The sequence below is a fragment of the Paenibacillus eucommiae genome (assembly GCF_017874215.1).
In the GTDB taxonomy this organism is placed as follows: domain Bacteria; phylum Bacillota; class Bacilli; order Paenibacillales; family NBRC-103111; genus Paenibacillus_AI; species Paenibacillus_AI eucommiae.
The window spans coordinates 1-22,403 of sequence record NZ_JAGGLB010000052.1 but is presented as its reverse complement, the minus strand read 5'-3'; the positions used below and the strand labels follow the sequence as shown (position 1 = coordinate 22,403).

At 46.6% G+C, this 22,403-nt stretch carries 16 protein-coding genes; 5 read left to right on the top strand and 11 right to left on the bottom strand.

What is annotated here, in order from left to right:
- Window positions 1–143 precede the first annotated feature (143 nt).
- Window positions 144–2,228 carry a glycoside hydrolase family 36 protein gene (locus tag J2Z66_RS39655; RefSeq protein WP_209979172.1) on the top strand — a complete coding sequence of 695 codons (2,085 nt, stop codon included), beginning with the start codon at window positions 144–146 and terminating at the stop codon, window positions 2,226–2,228.
- Window positions 2,229–2,520: 292 nt separating this feature from the next.
- On the opposite strand, the gene J2Z66_RS39650 is transcribed toward J2Z66_RS39655, so the two are convergent.
- The gene (locus J2Z66_RS39650; RefSeq protein WP_209979170.1) at window positions 2,521–2,964 is read right to left on the bottom strand and encodes a YtxH domain-containing protein; all 444 of its coding nucleotides are present in this window, start codon (window positions 2,962–2,964) and stop codon (window positions 2,521–2,523) included.
- 324 nt (window positions 2,965–3,288) lie between these two features.
- Here J2Z66_RS39650 and J2Z66_RS39645 point away from each other — a divergent pair, with 324 nt between their 5' ends.
- A complete protein-coding gene (locus J2Z66_RS39645) occupies window positions 3,289–3,807 on the top strand; it encodes a DinB family protein (RefSeq protein ID WP_209979169.1) in 519 nt (172 codons plus the stop codon).
- A 116-nt stretch (window positions 3,808–3,923) separates the two neighbouring features.
- Here the strand turns inward: J2Z66_RS39645 and J2Z66_RS39640 are convergent, their stop codons facing one another.
- The 7 genes from J2Z66_RS39640 to J2Z66_RS39610 all read right to left on the bottom strand — a co-directional run bounded on the left by J2Z66_RS39640 (window position 3,924) and on the right by J2Z66_RS39610 (window position 15,673).
- The gene (locus J2Z66_RS39640; protein ID WP_209979167.1) at window positions 3,924–4,349 is read right to left on the bottom strand and encodes a VOC family protein; all 426 of its coding nucleotides are present in this window, start codon (window positions 4,347–4,349) and stop codon (window positions 3,924–3,926) included.
- A gap of 255 nt (window positions 4,350–4,604) precedes the next feature.
- Complete coding sequence (yhbH, locus tag J2Z66_RS39635) at window positions 4,605–5,765, bottom strand: sporulation protein YhbH (protein ID WP_209979165.1); 1,161 nt, start codon at window positions 5,763–5,765, stop codon at window positions 4,605–4,607.
- Window positions 5,766–6,316: 551 nt separating this feature from the next.
- Window positions 6,317–7,369 (bottom strand): CapA family protein, encoded by a 1,053-nt coding sequence (locus tag J2Z66_RS39630; RefSeq protein WP_209979163.1) that lies wholly within the window; start codon window positions 7,367–7,369, stop codon window positions 6,317–6,319.
- Between the two features lie 169 nt (window positions 7,370–7,538).
- Window positions 7,539–8,834 (bottom strand): 2-oxoglutarate dehydrogenase complex dihydrolipoyllysine-residue succinyltransferase, encoded by a 1,296-nt coding sequence (gene odhB, locus J2Z66_RS39625; RefSeq protein WP_209979161.1) that lies wholly within the window; start codon window positions 8,832–8,834, stop codon window positions 7,539–7,541.
- Between the two features lie 5 nt (window positions 8,835–8,839).
- Entirely contained in the window at window positions 8,840–11,737 is a 2,898-nt protein-coding gene (locus J2Z66_RS39620; protein WP_209979159.1) for a 2-oxoglutarate dehydrogenase E1 component, read from the bottom strand.
- A gap of 280 nt (window positions 11,738–12,017) precedes the next feature.
- Complete coding sequence (locus tag J2Z66_RS39615) at window positions 12,018–15,209, bottom strand: MMPL family transporter (protein ID WP_209979157.1); 3,192 nt, start codon at window positions 15,207–15,209, stop codon at window positions 12,018–12,020.
- A gap of 23 nt (window positions 15,210–15,232) precedes the next feature.
- The gene (locus tag J2Z66_RS39610) at window positions 15,233–15,673 is read right to left on the bottom strand and encodes a MarR family winged helix-turn-helix transcriptional regulator (protein ID WP_209979155.1); all 441 of its coding nucleotides are present in this window, start codon (window positions 15,671–15,673) and stop codon (window positions 15,233–15,235) included.
- 237 nt (window positions 15,674–15,910) lie between these two features.
- On the opposite strand from J2Z66_RS39610, the gene J2Z66_RS39605 reads away from it, so the two are divergent.
- Entirely contained in the window at window positions 15,911–18,055 is a 2,145-nt protein-coding gene (locus J2Z66_RS39605; RefSeq protein WP_209979153.1) for a DNA topoisomerase III, read from the top strand.
- 188 nt (window positions 18,056–18,243) lie between these two features.
- Here the strand turns inward: J2Z66_RS39605 and J2Z66_RS39600 are convergent, their stop codons facing one another.
- Genes J2Z66_RS39600 through J2Z66_RS39590 form a run of 3 tightly spaced genes read right to left on the bottom strand, consistent with a single transcriptional unit; the run spans window position 18,244 to window position 20,868 of the window.
- The gene (locus J2Z66_RS39600; RefSeq protein WP_209979151.1) at window positions 18,244–19,023 is read right to left on the bottom strand and encodes an ABC transporter permease; all 780 of its coding nucleotides are present in this window, start codon (window positions 19,021–19,023) and stop codon (window positions 18,244–18,246) included.
- Window positions 18,953–19,870: an ABC transporter permease gene (locus J2Z66_RS39595; RefSeq protein WP_209979149.1), complete on the bottom strand. Its 918-nt coding sequence runs from the start codon at window positions 19,868–19,870 to the stop codon at window positions 18,953–18,955. The genes J2Z66_RS39600 and J2Z66_RS39595 overlap by 71 nt, the downstream gene beginning before the upstream one ends.
- On the bottom strand, window positions 19,867–20,868 hold the full coding sequence (locus J2Z66_RS39590) for an ABC transporter ATP-binding protein (RefSeq protein ID WP_209979147.1): 1,002 nt from the start codon (window positions 20,866–20,868) through the stop codon (window positions 19,867–19,869). Before J2Z66_RS39590 ends, J2Z66_RS39595 begins: the two co-directional genes overlap by 4 nt.
- A gap of 149 nt (window positions 20,869–21,017) precedes the next feature.
- Here J2Z66_RS39590 and J2Z66_RS39585 point away from each other — a divergent pair, with 149 nt between their 5' ends.
- Together J2Z66_RS39585 and J2Z66_RS39580 are read left to right on the top strand one after the other, a co-directional pair.
- Window positions 21,018–21,203: a hypothetical protein gene (locus J2Z66_RS39585; RefSeq protein ID WP_209979145.1), complete on the top strand. Its 186-nt coding sequence runs from the start codon at window positions 21,018–21,020 to the stop codon at window positions 21,201–21,203.
- 216 nt (window positions 21,204–21,419) lie between these two features.
- Window positions 21,420–22,019, top strand: a complete 600-nt coding sequence (locus tag J2Z66_RS39580; protein ID WP_209979143.1) for a TetR/AcrR family transcriptional regulator — start codon at window positions 21,420–21,422, stop codon at window positions 22,017–22,019.
- Window positions 22,020–22,403 lie beyond the last annotated feature (384 nt).

Here is a 22,403-nt window from a genome sequence, read left to right as displayed (position 1 = left end):
CGTCTTTTTTATGTCGTTGGAAGGTTAGGCGTGTACCAGGATTACGAGTGCGAAAGTAGTTTTTACGGACAATTTATTTATTAGAGATGAAACACATCGTAGTGAGAGTGAACACAGTTATTTTAGAGAGGATCATGAACGACATGCCAAACATTTCTATTTGCGAAAACGGAATTTATCTGGAAGTGGAGATAACAGAGAGCAGGGATGTTCGGCTGCTGCATCTATCACCATTTCCTTTGAATGTACAAGAGCTGGATTCAGAAGATGCCCGGCGGAAATTCCGCATTGTGGAAATTCAAGTGACCGGGATGGATCAGGATGATCATCATGGAGCGAAATATACGGGCACATTGCCAGGTAATCGCTTGAAATATGTATGCCATACCGACAGGCATAACGAGTATGGACGAAAGCTGGAGATTGTGCTGGAAGATGAAGGGCTGCTTGTTACGGTTCACTACCAGATGTTCAACGACATTCCAGTTTTACGTTCATGGACAGAAATTACAAATAGCGCTAATACCCCGATAGGCTTGGAATATGTATCATCCTTCGCCTTGACCGGCATTGCCAAAGAAGGGAGCAGCAGTTGGGAAGCAAAAAGCCGGCTGCATGTCGCTCACAATACTTGGCATGGCGAATTGCAATGGAGAAACAACACGCTGCCGGAGCTTGGCCTGACAAGGGCTAACGCTTCTTCACTGAAACGTCTTTCTTACAGTACATCGGGAACATGGTCATCCGAGGGCTTGCTTCCAATGGGCTGCTTCGAAAATGTCGAGCGGGGCACGGCTTTGTTCTGGCAAATTGAGCATAACGGTTCCTGGCACTGGGAAATCAGCGATATGGCGAACCACCTCTACTTACAGCTTAGCGGCCCTACTGAAAACGAAAACCATTGGTGGAAAAGCATCGGGCCAGGTGAAACATTCGTTTCGGTTCCGGTAGCTGTTGGTATTGTTGAAGGGGCTTTCGAACAGGCGATCGGTGAATTAACTCGTTACCGCCGGGCGACAAGGCGGCCGAATGTGGACAATGTGCAGCTGCCTGTCATCTTCAACGATTATATGAATTGCTTGTTTGCCGACCCGACAACGGAGAAGATTTTGCCCTTGGTTGATGCGGCGGCAGAAGCTGGTTGTGAATATTACTGTATCGATGCCGGCTGGTATGCGGATGGAGAGTGGTGGGATGAGGTTGGATTGTGGCAGCCATCGCAAACACGCTTTCCGGGTGGTCTGAAGGAAGTAACAGACTATATCCGATTCAAAGGAATGGTTCCAGGACTATGGCTGGAGCTTGAGGTTATGGGGGTACACTGCCCGCTTGCCGATACAGTAGGCGATGATTGGTTTTTCATGCGTCATGGAAAACGTGTTATTGATCATGGACGCTACCAGATGGATTTCAGAAATCAGGAAGTAGTAAAGCACGCAGATGAAGTGATAGACCGGCTCGTAAAGGAGTATGGTGTCGGTTATATCAAGATGGACTATAACATCAATGCGGGGATTGGCACCGAAGTGAAAGCTGACAGCTTTGGGGATGGTCTTCTCCAGCATAATCGCGCATATCTCCAATGGGTTGACCGGGTATTCGAGCGGTATCCCGATCTTGTCATAGAAAACTGTGCAAGTGGAGGCATGCGTATGGATTACGCATTGCTAAGTCGTCACAGCATCCAGTCAAGCAGCGATCAGACCGATTACCGCAAATATGCCGCGATTGTGGCTGCAGCTCCGACAGCGATCACGCCGGAACAATGTGCGGTATGGTCTTACCCGCTCCGGGACGGCAGCGAGGAAGAAGTGATTTTCAACCTCGTCAACTGCATGCTGATGAGAGTCCATCAGAGTGGGCATTTGGCGGAAATTTCGCCGAATCGTTTCGCATTGATTCGCGAAGGATTGGATTATTACAAATCCATTCGGAAAGACCTTGCCGGCGGGCTTCCTTATTGGCCTCTGGGATTACCCTCCTATGGTGATTCGTGGTTGTGCTTAGGGCTGCGTTGCGGCGATAAGTCGTATTTGGCCATATGGAGGTTGGAGAGCACAGAAGATACCATTGAATTGCCGATACATTTTCTGGCGGGATTGGATGCTGATGTTCGCTGCAGCTATCCGCAGCGGCAAGACTGCGCCTGGAAATGGAATCCAGAAGGTGGGGTATTAACAGTAACTTTACCGTCAATGAACTGTGCCCGGCTTTTTGAACTTCAGTAAAGGATGTCATGTTGAAGAAGATACGCTAACCTGGTTAAGCTGATCTGGTTAAATGGAAAGTCTGCGACTAGTCATCAGAAGGCACAGCTGTCAGGGAGCCGTTATGGAATTATGCAGATGTTGCAGATTGATTAAAAGCAAGATCCTAGGCAGAGAACTGCGAAGGATCTTGCTTTTGTTATGATGGTGCTGAAAAGTAAAAGTTTTGGTGGAAGACTGGAATGAATATGATCACTGGTTGACCGTATCCATTTCCTCCTCATGCACCATGATACGAAGACACTCTTTTAAATCAATATTTACCCGCTGGAGACAATTGCTTTACATTGTCAAGTGAGCTTTTGGCATCATCCATCGTATTTCGTGTAGTTTCTTTGACCTTATCTGCCGCTTTATTGGCGGAATCTGCTACCTTATCGGCAGCGCTATGAACAGATTGAGTTACGGATTCAGTAGCATTTCGGGCTGACTCGGCAGCTCCGTCCACTACTTTGGAGGCTTTATCCATCAGCATGGAGCCTTTTTCCGGAATCATATGAAGTGTTTCTGAGGTTTTAGTTTTAGCCTGCTCCATTAAATCGGCAACTTTGGTTTGTAAATTTTGTACGGTTTCACCAAGGTCCGATCTAAGCTTGCGTCCCGATTTTGGTGCCAGCAGCAAAGCGATAGCCGCCCCAACTGCTCCTGCAATAATAACAGCCTTCATATTTCCCTTGTTCTCTTGAATGGTATCCATGTTGATCCGCTCCTTTTATCATTTATATTCGTAAGGTTTCTGTTACTGACGTACTATCTATTAACCATATATCAAAAAACGAAACAGGAAGAAAATGGATTTAGCAAAAATTCGTCTAATAAAATGAGCTAAAATATAAAATTGTTTGTAACTATTCTTTCACTTCTGTTCGATTCGGAGAGCTGATATAATAAAGCCAATTTTATAAAGGAGGCGTTGATGATGAAAAAAAGCAAAAGAAGTATGGGGTATACCTACGAGGGGCTAAGCGCATAAAATACCCTTAAACTGCGTAATCCCCTACACAGGAAGAGGGGAAATCCATTGAAGCATTACATGATGCAGCAGTATGATTACCATGCTTGGGCCAATAACAAGGTGTGTGCTTATTTAGCAGAACTGCCAGAGCCCACCTGCTTCACCAGCATTCAGAGTATATTTCCGACAATCTACGATGTGCTTGTCCATATCTACGTCATAGATAGCGGCTGGTTGTCGATTTTGGCGACGAATGGGGTTGCGGAGTTTTCTCCCGAATATGTGGAGGAATTAACGGCTTCAACTGAGAGATTAACGAATGAAACGAAAGGGAAGAGCTTGAGCGAAATGGGAGAGATGCTTTCCGGTTTAGCCAATCGGTATCATGCTTGTTTCGAGCAGCAGCAGAACGTAGAAGCCTTTTGCTCTTATGGAGATTTTAATGCCCGGTATATCGATCTTGTACAGCATGTCGTTAATCATGGTACGTACCACCGCGGGAATATAACGGCTATGCTGCGGCAATTGGGACATGCAGGCACCCAAACTGATTTTTCACTTTATTTATATTTGCAAGGCAAATGATTCCTATAAATTTGAAATAAATAAAAAGGATATGGCATCTTTCTTTTGAGGGAAAGGTCCATATCCTTTTTACGCATTCTTATACTTTTCCATGCAAGCAAATAGTTATGCTATTACTAGTATGTTTCTCCGCTGTCTAAGTTAAATTGCCATCCAATGCCAAACTTATCTGTTAAGCTGCCATAGCATTTGCTCCAGAAGGTTTCTTGAAGCTCCATCCCTACAGTGCCGCCTTCTTTCAGCTTATGAAATAAAGCTTTAACTTCGTCTATATCCTTGCTGATGACTGACAGAGTTATGTTGGTTCCTGCAACAAAAGGCATGCCAGGAAAAACATCAGAAAACATGACATTGCTGCCTTGAATGTTCAGCCGCGTATGCATGACTAACTGTTTCGCTTCCTCTGGAAGCGGGTAGTTGGGATCAGCAGGTGTTTCTCCGAAGGTCATAATTTTTGGACTTTCTGTTCCGAATGCCTCTGCATAGAACTCTACAGCTTCACGACAGTTTCCATTGAAATTCAAATAAACATCAATAGCCATTGGTTTCGCTCCCTAGTCTTAAGATTTGGTAATCTTCGAAGCATGTTTGTTAGGCAAACGTGCTTGTCCCGAAGGACAGCCGCCTACCCTGTATTGTATCATTTAACTGTGCTTATTTAAATATACTTGATTCTTGCTGGCTCAACCAAATTGATTTAATGTGCTGATAAGGCCAATAAGAAAAAAAACAAAAAAATAAGCGCTATGAGAATCAGCGCTTGAGTCATGAGCATCCAGCACACTTTTGTGCTGGATTTAGCCTTGGACGGCTCCACCTACAGGCTGGGTGAAAAATTTTTTAAGTGCTTTATATACTTCGCCTTTTTCGCGGATTACATAATGGAGGAACTTAGGATCTTGAATGCTGCGAAATGCGGTCATCAAGGTGCTGCTTCGATTGTATTGATTGACTTCACCGTACCCGAACATATTGCAGCGCTCGATCAACTGAGCTATCAGCTTCAGGCAGCGATCATTATCTGACGTGAGGTTATCCCCATCGGAAAAGTGAAAGGGGTAAATATTATACTGGGACGGAGGGTAACGTTGATCAATAATATCTACGGCTGCCTGGTAGGCTGATGAGCAGATCGTACCGCCGCTTTCTCCCTTGGTGAAAAACTCCTCTTCCGTAACCTCCCTAGCTTCCGTATGGTGAGAAATAAAGACGATTTCCACATTCTCATACTTCGAACGCAGAAAGCGTGTCATCCAGAAGAAGAAGCTGCGGGCGATATATTTTTCAAAAGCACCCATAGATCCTGAAGTATCCATCATGGCGATAATGAGAGCGTTTGAATGCGGCTTTTCAACTTCCTCCCATGTCTTGTAGCGCAGGTCATCGGGAGAGATGCCATGTATGCCAGGTGAGCCGGTGGTCGAATTTCTACGCATATTTTCAAGAATCGTTCTTTTTTTATCAATATTGGACATAATGCCCTTTTTGCGGATATCATTGAACACGACCTCTTTAGCGGTCAGGTGTTTCTTCTCTTTATTTTGCAGGTTCGGCAGCTCTAGCTCAGCAAAAAGCAGATTTTCCAGCTCTTCCATACTGACCTCAGCTTCGTAATAATCCTCGCCTGCCTGATCACCAGCGCCACCTTCTCCTTTACCGGCAGCAGCTTCTTTGGGATCTACACCCAGAACATCGCCTACTTGGCTATCGCCATCCCCTTGCCCGACATGCTTGCTTTTATTTGTATTGTATCGAAATCGGTATTCGTCAAGACTTTTGATAGGCACTTTGATGATTTGTTTGCCATCCGACATGATAATGCTCTCGTCCGTGACCAGGTCAGGCAGGTTTTGCTTGATGGCTTCGCGAACCTTTTGCTGATGACGGGTCTGATCTTGGAATCCTTTGCGGTGCAAAGACCAATCCTCACGGGATACGATGAATAAAGGGTCTGTCATACGGACACCTCCTCTTGAATGGTATACATTTACATGCAAAACGAGAAGAAGATAAATGGAAAGCTATACTAAATATATTCAGTTTGATCAGGGATATGTGAGGGACGGGGGCACCTATTTTCTATAGCGAGATGAAAATTATTGAACTAGAAGTAAGTTTCACGTAGTTTTCACGCAGCATTTACATAGTTATGTAGCAGTCTGTCTTCCCCGAATTGGGCGTGAGCTCCCTTTAATGATGTTTTTCATCGCTAAAGGGAGCTTTCCAGGTCTATCCGCCACGTTAACGATGATTTTCATCATTAAAAGAGGACGGAGGGCCTATCAGGCTGCTGAAAAGGGATTTTAACGATGTTTTTCATCATTAAAGTAAGGATCTGGAGTGGACCTGATGCTTTTAACGATGAAAAACATCGTTAAAGTAGCAGGTCCGCTCGGTTGCGCGCGCTGGCAGGGGTCTTCTTCATCCCCTGCGCCTGCAGCGGCTGGAACCCACAGCCATTCGCCTTCAGCAACGCACCAAAAATCTCGAACACGCTCCTTAAGGTTAATTACCCTTTTTTGGGCCCTGATGGGAGGGAGGTGTTTAATATTGTAGAAGTGTGTGTGAACATTTTTTCCATCATCATCAGCTGCTTTGGTGTTAGATTCTTATTAAATTCTTTAGTATGCAGTTGTTGGAGGTTAGGAAGGACTCTGTAGGAGACTTGGTTATTTTGAAGTTTGCGCAGCGTCCAGGTCGGGATCCAATCCACGCCAACTAATTTTGCCCGACTAGAACCTTCCTTCTTTATGGATAATTGTAAAATTAATCCATTATTTGTGTAGGGGTCATTGTTCAAACGAATCGAAATGAAATTTCCCAAGGAGAAAATAGCTAGTTTCTGGGATTTTGTTCTTAGAATAGGTTGTAAGACATGAGGGTGGGAGCCAAGGATGATATCAGCTCCATGCTGAAGCAAACTATTAACAAGCTTTCTTTGCCCCAGGTTCGGTATTTGCCTATGTTCTTGTCCGAAATGCAGGCAGACGATGGCAAGGTCGCACTCCTGCTTGATTTGGGACAGCTCTTTTTTTATCTTATCCTCATTAATCCGGTTGACAGACCAAGGCATGTGTTTGGGGACAGATATGCCGTTGGTACTTCGGGTATACGCGAGAATGCCTATTTTTATACCCTTGACATCGACAATCAGCTTTTTACGGGATTGCTCTCGGGTTGCGAAGGTTCCTGTGTGTGCCAGCCCGTTCTCATTCAGTACCTGGAGCGTTCTTTGTAATCCTCCTATTCCATTGTCCAGACAATGATTGTTTGCTGTTGTAAGCACATTAAAGCCCGTTCTTTTCAATGTTGCCGCGAGCTGTTCAGGGCAATTAAACAACGGACATCCTGTTTTGGGGTTTCTTTTTTTTATAAATGGCTTATCACCCTTTAAAGGAATTTCTAAATTGCCAATGGTCAGGTCCGCTTCCTGCAGATAGGGGGCTACTTCTTCAAAAAGTGAATCGAATGTATATAGATGCTCACCTGGTGACTTAACAGACATGCAAATGTTCCTGTTTATTAGAAGATCTCCTACAGCAGCAATCTTGATCTCAGTCATGTGATCACCTCTTTTAAACCAATTTATTCTTGAGGCTTTCTTGGAGTGTGGGCGTTATCAGCTGTGAGGGGAATCTGTGAGAAAAAGGATAGAACATGGAGTGAAAAGGAGTATAAAGGCAAAAGAAAAAGGACCTGACCCTATGAAAATGGCCAAGTCCTTCATATAATTAACCCTCGAGGAGCAGTGTTTCAGGATCTTCAAGCATCTCTTTGACTTTAACCAGGAAGCGAACGGCTTCTGATCCGTCAACGATGCGGTGATCGTAGGAAAGTGCGATGTACATCATCGGACGATTTTCCATTCTTTCCTGATCGATGGCAACCGGGCGCGTCTGAATTTTATGCATGCCCAGAATACCTACCTGTGGTGAGTTTAAAATTGGCGTTGAGAGCAGGGACCCGAACGTGCCGCCATTCGTAATCGTGAAGGTGCCGCCCTGTAAATCGGATAGTCCTAGTGAGTTAGCACGGGCTTTGCCTGCCAACAGGCCTATTTGCTTTTCTATCTCGGCAAAGCCAAGACGGTCTGCGCCACGGACAACAGGAACAACAAGTCCTTCTTTGGCAGATACCGCAATACCGATATCATAATACTGCTTCACGATAATGTCTTCTCCATCAATTTCCGCATTCAGCAGAGGGAACGCCTTTAATGCGCCAACAACTGCTTTGGTGAAAAATGACATGAAGCCAAGACCGACTTCGTGTTTTTCCTGGAACGATTGCTTGCGGCGTTTGCGAATATCCATAATCGCTGACATGTCTACTTCATTGAATGTAGTTAGCATAGCAGCTGTTCTTTGAGCTTCAACCAAACGGGTAGCAATGGTCAGGCGACGGCGTGACATCTTTTGACGTTCAGCCGGCTTGGCAGGATTAAATGCTGGTGCCTCAGCGGGCTTGCTTGCTGAAGAACCAGAAGGCTTCTGCGCCTCACGCTGCCCAGATGGGGCTGCAGAGGATTGAGCAGGCTGAGAAGGACGGTCGCCGAACGATTTGACATCTTCTTGAGAAATGCGGCCTAGTGGATCACGGGCTTGCATTTGAGTCAAATCGATGCCTTTTTCTCTGGCGAGCTTTCTTGCTCCCGGAGAAGCGGATAAACTGGCGCTGCTCACTTCAGCCGCAGGCTCAGACGGTTTTGCAGCCGCAGGAGCTTCTGCTGTCTGTGCAGTGGAAGAAGCGCCCTCAGTGCTGTTAGCAGCTGCGCTTGGAGCTCCAGCTCCTTCGCCGGAGCTGATGGTGCCAATGACTTCACCGATTTGTACAGTGTCGCCTTCTTGACGAATAATTTGCTTCAGCACTCCGCTTTGCTCAGCGCTGATTTCTAAGTTTACTTTATCTGTCTCTAGTTCGAGCAGCAAGTCTCCCTGATTGACGGAGTCGCCCTCTTTTACAACCCACTTGGAAATAGTTCCTTCGGTTATCGATTCACCCATCGCTGGTACTATAATTTCGTGCATGGACGTCACCTCCCTGTTTGATACGCTAGTGTTGGACTTGGCTTTAGCGTTTGTGAAACAATGTAATTCTGTTCTAAGCTGTGTACAGTTTGATAGCCGCTTGCAGGGCTGGAACGCTCAGGACGACCCAAATAACGGACAGTCGTTCCTTCTGGCGCATGCTTCCTGATATAGGGATCCATATAACTCCAAGCTCCCATGTTTTGCGGTTCTTCCTGAACCCAGACGATTTCCTTGACCTGTGGCAATCTTTGGATAACCGCAGCAATTTCCTTGCTTGGGAACGGATAGAGCTGTTCAATGCGAACGATATGCAGCCAATCAAAATCTTTGCCAGGCTCTTTGTCCAGAGCTTCCGCAAGATCAATGGCAACTTTACCTGTGCAGAGAACGAGACGCTCTACGCGTTCTGGATGCTGGGCCAATCCCGGCTGTTCCAAAATGGCCTGGAAGGTGCCTTCACTAAGTTCTTTCCCCGTAGATGCTACACGCGGATTACGTATCAGGCTCTTGGGAGCCATGATGATGAGCGGGCGTGCAGACTCGGTTCCAGCTATCGCCGCTTGACGGCGGAGTATGTGGTAATACTGAGCAGCACTGCTCAGGTTGGCAACCGCCCAGTTGTCTTCACCAGACAATTGGAGGAAGCGCTCAAGGCGGGCGCTCGAGTGTTCAGGTCCTTGTCCTTCGTAGCCATGAGGCAGCAGCATAACAAGGCTTGATTTCTGCGACCATTTGGACTGTCCCGCAGAAATAAACTGATCGATAAGCACTTGGGCAGCGTTCATAAAGTCACCGTATTGTGCCTCCCAAATGACCATTGTTTCGGGAGCATAAACGTTATAGCCATATTCGAAGCCGAGGACGGAAGCTTCCGCCAGCGGGCTGTTATGAATGGCAAAAGATGCCTTGGCTTGCGGCAGCTGGTGCAGCGGACAGAAGGTATCGCCAGTTTCAGCATCGTGCAGCATCAGATTACGATGGGCGAATGTAGCCCGTTCTACGTCCTGGCCGCTGAGACGAATAGGTCTGCCATCTGCAAGTATAGATGAGAAGGCTAATGTCTCGGCATGTCCCCAATCGACCTTTTCACCTTCGTTCAAGGCGTTGGCCCGGCGCTCCAGAATGCGCTGCAGCTTCGGATAAACATTGAATTTCTCCGGCCATTGCAGCAAGGCAGAATTGAATTGACGCAGCTTATCCAGTGATACGGCAGCAACGGACTCACCAATTCTAGGGTCATTTGCGATGACTTGAGTTTGCTGAACAGGCTCTTGCTCTTCACGCTGCTTCATCTCATCGTAAGCTTCCCGCAGCCGATTCTGGATATCCAGCTTCATCTGCTCAGCTTGCTCGCTAGTAATAACGCCTTCACTAATAAGCCTATCCGCATAAATCTTGCTCACGGTAGGGTGGCTTTTCACTTTTTTGTAAATGAGCGGCTGGGTTGTTTCCGGATCATCTGTTTCATTATGTCCGTAACGGCGGTAGCCAATTAAATCAATTAGAAAATCTTTCTTGAACAGGGTGCGGTATTCGCTGGCCATTCTTGCTGCAGCTATACATGCTTCCGGATCATCAGCATTGACGTGAACGATAGGCACCTCATACCCCTTGGCCAAATCGCTGGCATAATGGGTGGAGCGGGAATTGAAGCTCTCCGTAGTGAAGCCGATCCGGTTGTTGACGATGATATGAAGCGTTCCGCCATTAAGATATCCTGGCAGACTATTCAGATTTAAAGTTTCTGCTACGATGCCTTCACCAGGAAATGCAGCATCACCGTGTAAGATAATAGCGGCCGCACAATCCAGATCAAGCTGCGGATAGCCAGGCTGACTGCGGTCTTCCTGAGCTGCGCGAGTAAAACCCTCCACAACAGGATTCACGAATTCCAAGTGACTTGGGTTGTTCGCAAGTGTTAGGCGGGTATCGACCGTTTCTCCCAATTTGAAAGAACGATTCGCTCCAAGATGGTATTTGACATCCCCGGTCCAGCCATAATTGATGCCGATAGAGCCTTCCGAAGGAATGAGGTTTTTATTTGGCGAATGATGAAATTCTGAGAAGATCTTGCTGTACGGCTTGCCCAGAACGTGAGCCAGCACATTTAAACGCCCGCGGTGAGCCATGCCCATTAAAATATGGCGTGCCCCATCGTTGGCGAGCTCATGAACCATTTCATTCGTTAAAGCAACTACGACATCGGTACCTTCTGCCGAAAAACGCTTTTGGCCGACAAAGGTACGGTGCAGAAAGTCTTCGAACTGCTCAGCTTCGAGCAGCCTGGAAAGCAGGGCTTTTCTTTCGGAATCAGTAAGCACTGTACGTGGAATGACCACTTCAGCACGCTGATTCAACCAGCTGCGCTCCTTCTCATCGTGTACATGGCCAAATTCAAAGGCAATGGTACCTGTGTACACTTGGCGAAGCTTCTGAATGGCTTCCCAGCCGTTAGCCACATCGTAAGGAACATCTTCCCAAACCAGCTCTGCAGGCAACGCAGCCAAATCGGCTTGATTGATGTCATAGGTTTCCGGCTCAAGCATCCGATTGCTTACCTGTCCGCTTATATCAAGCGGATCGATATCAGCAGCCAGATGACCGAAGGTGCGGATATTCCAGACTAATTTACCAGCCGCAACGGCATTTTTTAACATTTTAGAGTCTAGTTGTTGAGGAGAGGAAGCTTTATTTGATTTTGGGGTGGTAGCGGTTTCTACACCCTGCTCGGAAGGAGCGGATTGAGGCGGTTCGCCTAATTGGGCAAACAATTCTCGATACTCGTCAGCTACCGAATCGGGGTCTTGTATAAACCGTTCGTACTGCTCTTGGATATAGCCAAGATTTGGGCCATAATAGCTTTCCCATGGATCCTGCGTTCTATCATTGTCAATCGGCACGTGAATACCTCCGTCTTTATGTTTTTTCTAGGGTGAGGGATATAAACAACATCTTCCTGCTACCACTATTTCCACATAGCTCTATTATAGTACAAAACATACGATTAACTTAAATAGCAATATTAGTTCAATATCATCTCGCAATTAGATTGATTATTTAATTATTTATATCATCATTAGCGGAAAAATGAAAAGAGACATTCCCCTGATCAAACAGGCGGAATGTCTCTATAATATGGCTTTATTTATGTGGTTCTATTAAGAACTATACATTTATAATTTAAAGCTCCTTTGTGCTGGCAGCGGAACCGGCGAGCGGCTCCATCACTGAGGAGTCCTGCTCCTTACGCTTCATGAACGGCCACCAGTTGGCTTCGCCAAACACGCGCACCATAACAGGAATGAACAGCGGCAGCATGACCATGGCGTACAGGAACAACCCGCACAGCACGATCGTAGCAATCTGCAGCAGCGACATAACTCCCGAAGGAAGCATAGCGGCGAAGGTGCCTCCGAGTATGAGCGCGGCGGACATAATCACCGTCCCCATCGTTCTCATCGACTTGAGAATGCCTTCCTGAGGGGAAAGATGCTTAAATTCTTTAAAGCGGTCCATAAGGAAAATGCTATAGTCGATACCAAGCGCCATCAGCATAACAAATCCGAAGAACGGTACGGCCCAGCTTATGCCCGAGAGTCCGATCATGCGGACGAAAATCAATTCAGTAATAGCCATTGAAGTGTAGAACGTAAGCATCAATGACAAAATCAGATAAACCGGGATGACGATGGAGCGGAACATAATAATAAGAATGAGTCCGATTCCGATAATCATGAGCATCATGGTACGGGAGTAGTCCTCCGCAGAGATGTCCCGAAGATCGTTATTCATACTTGAGACTCCATCTATTGCTACAACGGTGTCTTGATAGGATGTGCCTTTAAGTGCCCGCACAGCTGCGGCTTCCAAATCGTTTATTTTTTCCAGTGTCTCGATTTCATAAGGGTTGCCGCTAAATATGATGTCGAATTTGGCCGTTTTCCGGTCCGTTGACAAATAAATATCAAGTGCAGTCTGGAATTGCTCATTTGCAATAGCCTCTTGTGGAATGTACCAGCCTGTCAATTGCTTGTCTGGTGCATTGGATAGCTCCTTCAGGAAGTCTTGAGCTGTTGCGAGACCTCCCGATACCTGCGACAGGCCGTCAACGCTTTTATCCAATCCGTCCGTCAGCTCTCCAAGCTGCGCATTCAATTGGGAGAAGCCGGATTGCAGCTCTTTTTGTCCGTCCGTCAGCTGGTCAAACCCTTGGGTAATGCTTGGCAGCTTCGTTACAATCTGGCCTTGCCCTTCAGCGGCTTGGGCGATGCCTGACTGAAGCTGAGCAATGCCATCAACAAGTCCGGCAAGTCCTTGCGCCAAAGCTGCCTGACCTTCGGCTGCCTGCTGGAAGGCTGAATTCGCTTGTCCAATACCACCAGCGATACCGGAAAGCTGGGCATTCAGCTGCTTGAGTCCGTCATTCACCTGCGAAGCGCTGGATTCAAGCTCCGTAACTGTTCCTTGAGCACGCTGAAAGTCAGCATCATTTTGCAGGTCCGGATACTTTTGCAGCAGTCCTTGGAGCCCTTGGCCAAGATCGGAGAGACTTTGGGCAAGAGCTGCCTGCTGTCCGGTTATATCGCCGTAGCCTTTTGCCAGCTGGCCAAGGCCAGTGCCCATTTCCTTGTATCCGCCGAGCAGCTCTTTGCTTGCTGCGCTAAGCTTCTCCGCACTTGCCTGGGCCTGAGCCAAGCCGGCTTTTAGCTCGCCCGCTCCCGTTGTGCCGCTGCGCAGTCCAGTCTGGAGCTGCCTTAGACCATCGCCGAGCTGAACGATACCGGCCTTAAGACCCTCGGTACCGCTGATGAGATCATCCACGCCGCTTACAGCCTGATTTAATTTAGGCGCATTTTCGTTCAAGGCGCTGCTGGCATCAGATAAGCCCTTGCCAATTTCGCCGAGGCCATCTCCGCTTTGCCCGATGCCTGTGCTAAGTTTGGTAACCTGATCTGTCACTTGAAGATCATCGAGAGTGTCGCCAGCAGGGCGGGTAGCACTTCGAACTGTTTTTACGCCATCGACTTTTGCCAGCTCACGGCTGATCTGCTCTACCGCAGCAAGTCCTTCCGCCGAATCCAGCGGCTTGCCGGACTTCACAACCACAGTCGAAGGCAGTGAATCTCCAGGTCCGAAGCTGTCCGAGATCACATTAAAGGCCTTGACAGATTTATATTTATCACCGATTTCATCCAAGGAATTGAAGGAGGTTTTACCTTGATAGGCAACCAGGAAAGGCACGGTGACTACAGCCAGAATGAGCAGAGCCCACAGCGGACGCTTCAAGGAAAACTTGCCGACCGCTCCCCACAGCTTGCTTGGCTTATGCTCCAGCTTTCCTTTGGAAGGCCAGAAAATCTTTTTGCCCAGAACGGACATGAAGAACGGCACGATCGTGAATAAGGCGATGAGCATGACGGCGACGCCAACGGCTACCGCGACTGCCGAACGATACAGCATAAAGGTGGAGAAACCGATGGAGGAGAACCCGACCAGAACGGCTAGCCCGGAGTAAAGCACCGTTTTCCCGGCTGTCCGGTAAGTAGTCACAATGGCTTCTGTCCGATTGTCCGAATGTGCGAGCTCTTCCTTATAACGGCTGATTAACAAAATACAATAGTCGGTTCCGATTCCAAACAGCACGGCAACCATAAAGATCTGTGTGAAATTGGAAAGCGGAAAGTCCATATATTCAACTAAAAAGGCGACCACCGATTGGGAGACCAGGTAACTGAATCCCACAGTCAGTAGAGGAATAAAGGGAGCAACCGCTGAGCGGAACACCAGGAATAAGATTCCCATAATAAAGATGAGGGTAATAAATTCCGTTTTTTTCAGGCCTTCCTGCGAGCTCTGTACGACGTCTTCCGAAATCAGCCAGTTACCTGTGTAGTAATGCTCCACTGATACATCAGAGATAGCTTCATAGAGCGTGTCACTCATTTCTCCCGGAGTACGGCCGTCACTGGCGACATCGATAAGTGCCAATATCGTTTTTCCGTCCTTGGCAACCATTTGCTTTTCAAGCTCTTTGTTGTCGAAATGAGAGGTCACGGAGTTAATTCCGTAATTCTCCTTATTATCTTCAAGCTTCGTAATAGCAGTTTGAACCTGCTGTATATCAGCGGAGGAGAGGCCACTATCGTTATGAAAGACCAGTACGGTCGCTACACCGGCGTTACCCTCCGTCTGATTTGCCTGCATATCTGCGAGCATTTGTGCCGCGTTGGTCGAGGAATAGCCATCCGGCACATTAACCTGACCTTTATCACGGACTAGTTCCTCCATGTTAGGTGCTGACAGAAACATCCCCACAGCAGCGGCTATCCATACAGCAAGGATCAGCCATTTAAATTTTAGTACAGTTCTCATTAGGTCCCACTTGTTCTCCTCTCTTACGGCTTACTAAGTACACTAGCCAGCTTTTCGTAGGTTTCGATAAATTGTATGGCTTCCTGCTCATCAAAATGCTTGATATAGGAGGCGAGCAGCACCTGAATCTTCTCTTCCATTTCGTCTGCAAGCTGCGCACCCTTTACAGTTAGCGACAGGTAAGTGACCCGTCTGTCCTTTTCGTCAGGCATCCGTTCCAGGAGCTCTTTATCGAAGAGGCGCGTAATAATGGCTGTGATCGAGCTTTTACCTACACAAAAACTGTCTGAGAGCTCAGATGATGTGCATTTGCCGCGCTTACGGATGTACCGGATCGTTGAAAACTGATCGACGGTAAGCTCCTCAGGCATGCGATCTTTAATAATGGCATTCAATTTACGGTCGACGGCAAAAGATGCAGCTTCGTAGCGGGAAATAATGTCTTTAAGCAGCTCTTTTTTCATGATTTCCTCCATTTCTGTTTATAAGTTTGATTGTGATACAGTTTCACTGCTGTAAAGTTTCATAGATGAATTGTTTCATAATGAAACTATATCCATTCAAGTCTGCAAAGTCAAGGCATAACATCTGTCAAAAAGTGAACAAAATGTTGCATTTCAAGCTAAGGCTCTGAAGGAAGGTGATTCTTTTCCCAGGAATGGTATAATAAAAAGAAATCTTATACATATTGGGGAGATCGAATGAAATCATTAGTATTATGTGAAAAGCCGAGTGTGGCGAAGGAAATTGCCCGTGTGCTTGGCTGTGGACAGAGACAGAAAAGCTTTTTTGAAGGGCCTAATTATGTGGTTACCTGGGCGCTGGGCCATCTTGTTGAGCTGGCTGAACCCGAAGATTATGATAATAAGTACAAAACGTGGAGGCTTGAGGATCTTCCTCTGCTGCCGCCAACGATGAAGCTGAAAATCATTAAGGAAACATCGCACCAATATAAAGCGATAGCCCAGCTTTGCAAACGCAGTGATCTTGGCGAGTTGATCGTGGCTACGGATGCTGGACGCGAAGGCGAACTAGTAGCCCGCTGGATTATGGAAATGGCGCATTGGCGGAAGCCTTTTAAGCGTTTGTGGATTTCTTCGCAGACGGACAAGGCGATTCGTGAAGGGTTTTCCAAGCTGAGACCAGGCAGGGAATACGATAACTTGTACGCTTCAGCTGTGTGCCGCGCGGAAGCCGACTGGTTAATCGGACTTAACGTCACACGTGCGTTAACCTGCAAGTATGACGCGCAGCTGTCAGCTGGTCGTGTGCAGACGCCAACCCTCGCAACGTTAATGGCCAGGGAGTCGGAAATCACCAATTTTAAGCCTGTGGCTTATTGGAACGTTACGCTTGATCTCGGTTCCTTCCAGGCGAAATGGCGCGGCGGAGAGCAGCAGGACGGCCGGCTTTTTGCCAAGGATAAAGCAGATGAGATCGTGAATAAAGTGAAGACAGCAGATGTAAGACTCTTAAGGCTGAATAAAACAGAGAAGATGGAACCGCAGCCTCTGGCTTACGATTTGACTGAGCTTCAAAGGGATGCGAACAAACGCCATGGCTTTACGGCCAAGCAGACATCCAATGTGCTTCAGCGGCTTTATGAGCAGCATAAGCTCGTTACTTATCCGCGAACCGATTCGCGTCATTTAACCTCTGATATGGCTTCGACGCTGAAGAGCCGATTGGAAAGCGTTTCGGTAGGTCCCTATGCGGCATTAGCCAAGCCTTTGCTGCGCAAGCCGCTTGCGATCACGAAGCGAATTGTTGACGATACGAAGGTTACGGACCATCATGCTATTATTCCTACAGAGCAATTTCTTAATCTGAATGCATTAAGCGTAGAGGAGCGCAAGTTGTACGATCTTATAGTAAGGCGCTTCATTGCTTTGTTTTATCCTCCGTACCGTTATGAAGAAACAAGTCTTACCCTCAAGGCTGCTGGAGAGCTGTTCTTTGCCAAGGGCAGGGTGCAGAAGGATGCAGGCTGGAAAGAGGTTTATGGCAGCGTTCCGGAGTCATCCGATGAGGATGAGGAGGTCGATCGTGATGACCGTCAGACAACGAGGCAACTGCTGCCCGAGCTGAAGGAAGGCGACCTGTTAAAGCTCAAAGGCTGCCGGGCGCAGGAGCTGATGACGCTCCCGCCAAGCCGCTATACCGAAGCTTCGCTGCTTTCTCAGATGGAGAAGCATAACCTGGGCACACCGGCTACGCGTGCTGATATTATCGAGAAGCTCTTGTCGAGCGATACGATTGAGCGGCGCTTAAAGAATCTGGTTCCTACCGGCAAAGGAAAGCAGCTGATCGAGCTGGCGGCCAACGAGCTGCGTTCGCCTGAGCTGACAGCTGAGTGGGAGCTGGAGCTGGAACGTATCGCCCGCGGCAAGGGGAACCGTGGCAAATTCATGGAAGGGATTCGTGCGCAGGCGGCCCAGCTGGTCCGTGAAGTGAAGATCAGCGAGGTTGTGTACAAGCCGCATAATCTGACTCATTCCAAGTGCCCTGAATGCAGCAATCTCTTGATGGAGCGCAACAGCAAGCGCGGCAAAACACTGGTTTGCTCCAATCGCGAATGTGAATACCGGCGTTCGGCCGAGCCTGCGGTTATTAACAAACGCTGCCCGCAATGTATGAAGAAGATGGAGCTGCATACGGGGAAGGCAGGGAAGTATGCCCAGTGCAGACGCTGTAACGTCATTGAGATGTTAAATGAAGAAAATAGCCGCGCCAGCAAAAAGGAGCAGTCGCAGCTCGTCAAACAATTCAGCGAAGCCGAGCCGCTTACTTCGAGCCTGGCCGACGCGCTTAAAGCTGCTTTAAACAAGTCTGGCGGCGATAAATAGCTTAGCTGACTTTCTTAAGCTCTCTCATCGCTATAGAGCCGATTCATTCGCTGGCAAGCTACAAATCCGTACTTTAGTGATGTTTTTCATCCTTAAGTGATGAAGTTTCAAAGAATCAGGCTCTTTAATGATGTTTTTCATCACTAAGGAGCCTTTTTTCGCTGTCTGGGGTGCCGTGTAGGTGCAACTTAGTTCCCAGTACTTTGATAATACCGGATGCCTTTGTTCCACAGTTTTACAGCAAGCAGGGTCCAGATTATTGCGATTACAGGCGTAAGAAAGCCCATTGATCCTCCATGCTTGTCCAGTAAATACATAGCAGGAAAATAACTTGTGAAGGAAAGCGGAAGAACAATGAAAACCAATCGAATCAAACTTGGATAAATATCGAGTGGATATTGCATGACGTTAGTGAAGCTGAACAAAATACCATAGAGAGAGGGGAGGTAGCCGAGCCAAAAGCACACACTCACAGCTGTCGCATAGAGCGCGAAATTTAGCAGGTTGCAGAATAGCACCATCAGGATGTAAATGAACCATGTGTAGGGTTCGACCGGGAAATTTCCGATATTCACCGCCACAATAAGGATAACGATGCCATACGCCATTCGGCTTAATTCCTTCGTATTTAATCCCAGACAGACCATATGGAATAAGGGGTGGACAGGTTTCATCAATATTAGATCGAAGGCACCAGTACGAATATAATTGGATAGCTCGGCAATATTTTGACCGAAGGTGTGATAGAAAGAAAGCCCAAGAATCCAGGTTGCATAGAGCAATAGCATCTCTGGGAGTGACCAGCCGCCTAACAGGTTAATTTTCGAAAACACAATACTTAAAGTTAAAAGACCGATCGTGAGCTCTAACAATGATGTCAATGCCTCGATTACAAAATTACTCGTATACTGTCCCCACTTCGCATAATGCAGCCTTTGATATTGATAAAAAAGTTGCAGGGTTTTCAAAATCTTTACCCCCTTGGATAACTACATCGCGTTTTGTTTGGTTCCACAAATAGTTCACACTCAGAAGAAAGACGGCCAACCATACTATAATTTCGACCGTAATGGCCATTAATGAAGGCATCCCCAGTTTGATAAGTATTTGATGGATTACATCATATTTATTGGCGAAATCGGATGTATGCTTACCTGTTAAAATCGACAAGGGTACAAAATAGATCAACTTCAACGGTATATTCATCACTACGAGCTGCAGCCAGTCTGGATACATCGATAAAGGGACCAAGGAGCCTGAGAGCAGCCGCACCAAGGTTACCCTCAAGCCCCGTATACCGCCATCTGCCATTGTAAAAAAAACAAAAAGTCCAAAAATAAACTGAATGCAATAGAGGAGTATCCAAGACGCAATCAAGCTAAAGATGAACACCAGGCTTTCAATAAAGGTAAGTGAAATATGGACGTCGAAAAAGAAAAGGACGATGAAAAACATCGGTAAAACGGAAGTCATGATACGAAAGCCAGTATGGCCCATTTGATCAAACATCACATAGACAGGAAAGCTGATGGGTTTATGCAATCTAACACCGATGCTTCCATCTGCCAGCTGTGAGCTTATGTATCGTTCAATTGAGAAAAAAATAAGTAAATCAATAATTTGAGCCATTAAAATATACGTTATCATATCCTGGAAGGTGTAGGTGTCGATGAGAGTACGGCCTGTGTACACGGCTTTCCAGAAAAAAAACAGAACGACAACCTGTGTTAGTGCAAACATAATGGACATGTATACATGAGCTAAATAGATGGTTTGGGATTTGAAGGATAAATAAAACACATAAAGGAACTTCACCCGAGCCCCTCCCGCATCAGCTTTCTTTCCGAATAGATTTGCCGGATAATGTCTTCCACTTTTATTTCATTCACACTTAAATCTTTGATAGCGGCTTGTGCAGCTATTTTTGTTAATAAATCCGAGGGATTGGAAGTTGTATAATCAAAGGAGTACCAGTATTTGTTATCAACCGTTTTTAGGAGTTCAAGCTCGGGCAAATGAAGCTGTGCCGGTTTATGATAAAATTCCACAAAAAGCGTACGATGACTGCCGTATTTTTGTTTAATATCATCCAAAGATCCGTCAAATTGAAGGGTTCCGTTATCTATTAAAATGATGCGCTTACAAGTCTCCTCAATATCGCTCATATCATGCGTGGTTAAGATGACGGTTACCCCGTATTGATGATTAATTTCCCGGATCATTTTTCGAAGTGCATCTTTGGCGAGAACGTCAAGCCCTATTGTGGGCTCATCCAGAAACAAAATACTCGGTCTATGCAAAAGTGAGGCCACCAGGTCGCCGCGCATCCTTTGACCTAAGCTCAGTTGGCGAACGGGTGTGTGCAGAAAACTGCCTATAGACAAAGTATCATCAAATAACTTCAGCTGCTGTTGAAAAGCCTTTTCGTCAATACCATATATTTTTTGGTTCAGGCGTAAAGAGTCCACAAGGGGGAGGTCCATCCATAGCTGAGTCCGTTGACCAAAAACGACCCCGATTTGTGTAGTGACCTTCTTTCGATTTCGCTCATTCGACGGATCAAGTCCGCTGATCCATACTTTGCCCTCAGAAGGAGTGAGAATCCCGCATAGCATTTTAATGGTCGTTGATTTGCCTGCTCCGTTTGGACCGATATAACCTACAATTTCACCGGGAGCTATGGAAAAATTCAAGTTATCTACGGCAAGCTTAGTCGAGTATTTAGGGTTTACAGCGCTCATCAAAAAATTGAAAAGCCCCTTTTTCCTTTGAGATACTTTGAATTTTTTGCTAACATTTTCCAAAACTATCATGGGTTCACCTCCACTATGGACTGCAAGTATATAGCATATATAAAGTTGTTCATTATTTGTTCATGTGAGTCTGTTACTATTTTCATATTGAAATCAGTGGAGAATTTTGAAGTTTAAAAAATGTGAACCTATGGGAGGTATTCAAGGGCATGGGAAGAAAACGAGGGGTCAGAAAAATATGCAGTCTGGAAGGCTGCAGCGGGTTTCATTATGCAAAGGGATTATGTAAAAAGCATTATCACTACAATTACTATCACTTTAAACCAGGAAAAAAGCAAGAGGAAATGGAGTCGGTTTTATCGGTTTCAATAGAGAACCAACAGGCGGAGGCTTAATGCGATCTGTGGCGCTCCGGTGGCTGACTGATGCTGACTGATGCTGACTGATGCTAACTGATGCTAACTGATGCTAACTGGTGCTACTGACGCTTTCGAAGCTTGACATAATTTTTATCCAATACCTGATATACATACAAGCAAGCCTGCTAGAGTTCATCCAGCCAACTGTGCTATCTTTAGTGTATCACTACTGGGCAGGAGGCTTATAGAACGATGTCACCAAGAAATGCCGTGAAAGATCAGAAGCAGAGGATGGAGCGAAAAGTTCAAATTTTGGACGCTGCTATGCAGGTAATCGCCCGCCGCGGGCTCTCGGCGACCAAAATATCCGATATTGCCGCAACTGCTGGACTGAGCGTCGGGAACGTATATAAGTATTTTGCTTCAAAGGATGAGATTTTTATTGCTTTGGTTGAATCTGCGCAGCGAGAGTATAGAGCTTTTGTGGAGGAAGCGCAGCAGAAGACGCTGCCTCCTTTGCAAAAGCTATACTGGTATACGGAGCAGTGGCTGAATAATAAGAATGGCTGGGCGCATACGATCATTTTGCAGCATGCCCGCACATCCGAAACGATACCGGAGCAGGTGAAGCAAGCAGTAACCGGCAGGTTTCAAGATAACCTGGGGCCGATGGCGGAAATCATTGCCGAAGGGCAGCGGGAGGGGATCTTTATGCCCGGAGACAGCAGGGAGCTGGCGCTGATTTATGTGGCGTTAATGGAAGGGCTCTCGCTCCATGATATACCGGGCATTCAGGAAATTACCGCGGTAACTCCGGAGAAAGCGATCCAAATGCTGCTTGTGAAAAAGTAAATGAGAAAAATGCCCAGCGGCGTCCTTTGATGAGTGTAATCGAAACTTGGAGTCGTTAGGGGAGGGAATGGCTGTGGGCTCGGGCGCTGGGAGGAAGAGCCGCTGTTTTAGCGATGTTTTTCATCGCTAAAAGCATGGATCGTCGCCACAACCTTACTTTAACAATGAAAAACATCGTTAAAGTGCCTTTTTTCCACCCGGAGGAGCCATTTGTCTTCTTTTAGCGATGAAAAACATCGCTAAGTGGCTGATTGATCGGGGAACCCTTCTTTTAACAATGAAAAACCAACCATGACGTTCGTAGCCGACGTCACCACCAAGAATGAAAATAGGGGTTCTAGCAAAGGTTTTTTAAAAGAAAGAACCGTCAAGAATAAAAGATAA

Bases quoted from the DNA above. Each gene is read 5' to 3' on its own strand.
- J2Z66_RS39655 (WP_209979172.1), top strand. From the start codon at position 144: ATGCCAAACATTTCTATTTGCGAAAACGGAATTTATCTGGAAGTGGAG.
- J2Z66_RS39650 (WP_209979170.1), bottom strand. From the start codon at position 2,964: ATGGATACCATTCAAGAGAACAAGGGAAATATGAAGGCTGTTATTATT.
- J2Z66_RS39640 (WP_209979167.1), bottom strand. From the start codon at position 4,349: ATGGCTATTGATGTTTATTTGAATTTCAATGGAAACTGTCGTGAAGCT.
- yhbH (WP_209979165.1), bottom strand. From the start codon at position 5,765: ATGACAGACCCTTTATTCATCGTATCCCGTGAGGATTGGTCTTTGCAC.
- J2Z66_RS39630 (WP_209979163.1), bottom strand. From the start codon at position 7,369: ATGACTGAGATCAAGATTGCTGCTGTAGGAGATCTTCTAATAAACAGG.
- odhB (WP_209979161.1), bottom strand. From the start codon at position 8,834: ATGCACGAAATTATAGTACCAGCGATGGGTGAATCGATAACCGAAGGA.
- J2Z66_RS39615 (WP_209979157.1), bottom strand. From the start codon at position 15,209: ATGAGAACTGTACTAAAATTTAAATGGCTGATCCTTGCTGTATGGATA.
- J2Z66_RS39610 (WP_209979155.1), bottom strand. From the start codon at position 15,673: ATGAAAAAAGAGCTGCTTAAAGACATTATTTCCCGCTACGAAGCTGCA.
- J2Z66_RS39605 (WP_209979153.1), top strand. From the start codon at position 15,911: ATGAAATCATTAGTATTATGTGAAAAGCCGAGTGTGGCGAAGGAAATT.
- J2Z66_RS39590 (WP_209979147.1), bottom strand. From the start codon at position 20,868: ATGATAGTTTTGGAAAATGTTAGCAAAAAATTCAAAGTATCTCAAAGG.
- J2Z66_RS39585 (WP_209979145.1), top strand. From the start codon at position 21,018: ATGGGAAGAAAACGAGGGGTCAGAAAAATATGCAGTCTGGAAGGCTGC.
- J2Z66_RS39580 (WP_209979143.1), top strand. From the start codon at position 21,420: ATGTCACCAAGAAATGCCGTGAAAGATCAGAAGCAGAGGATGGAGCGA.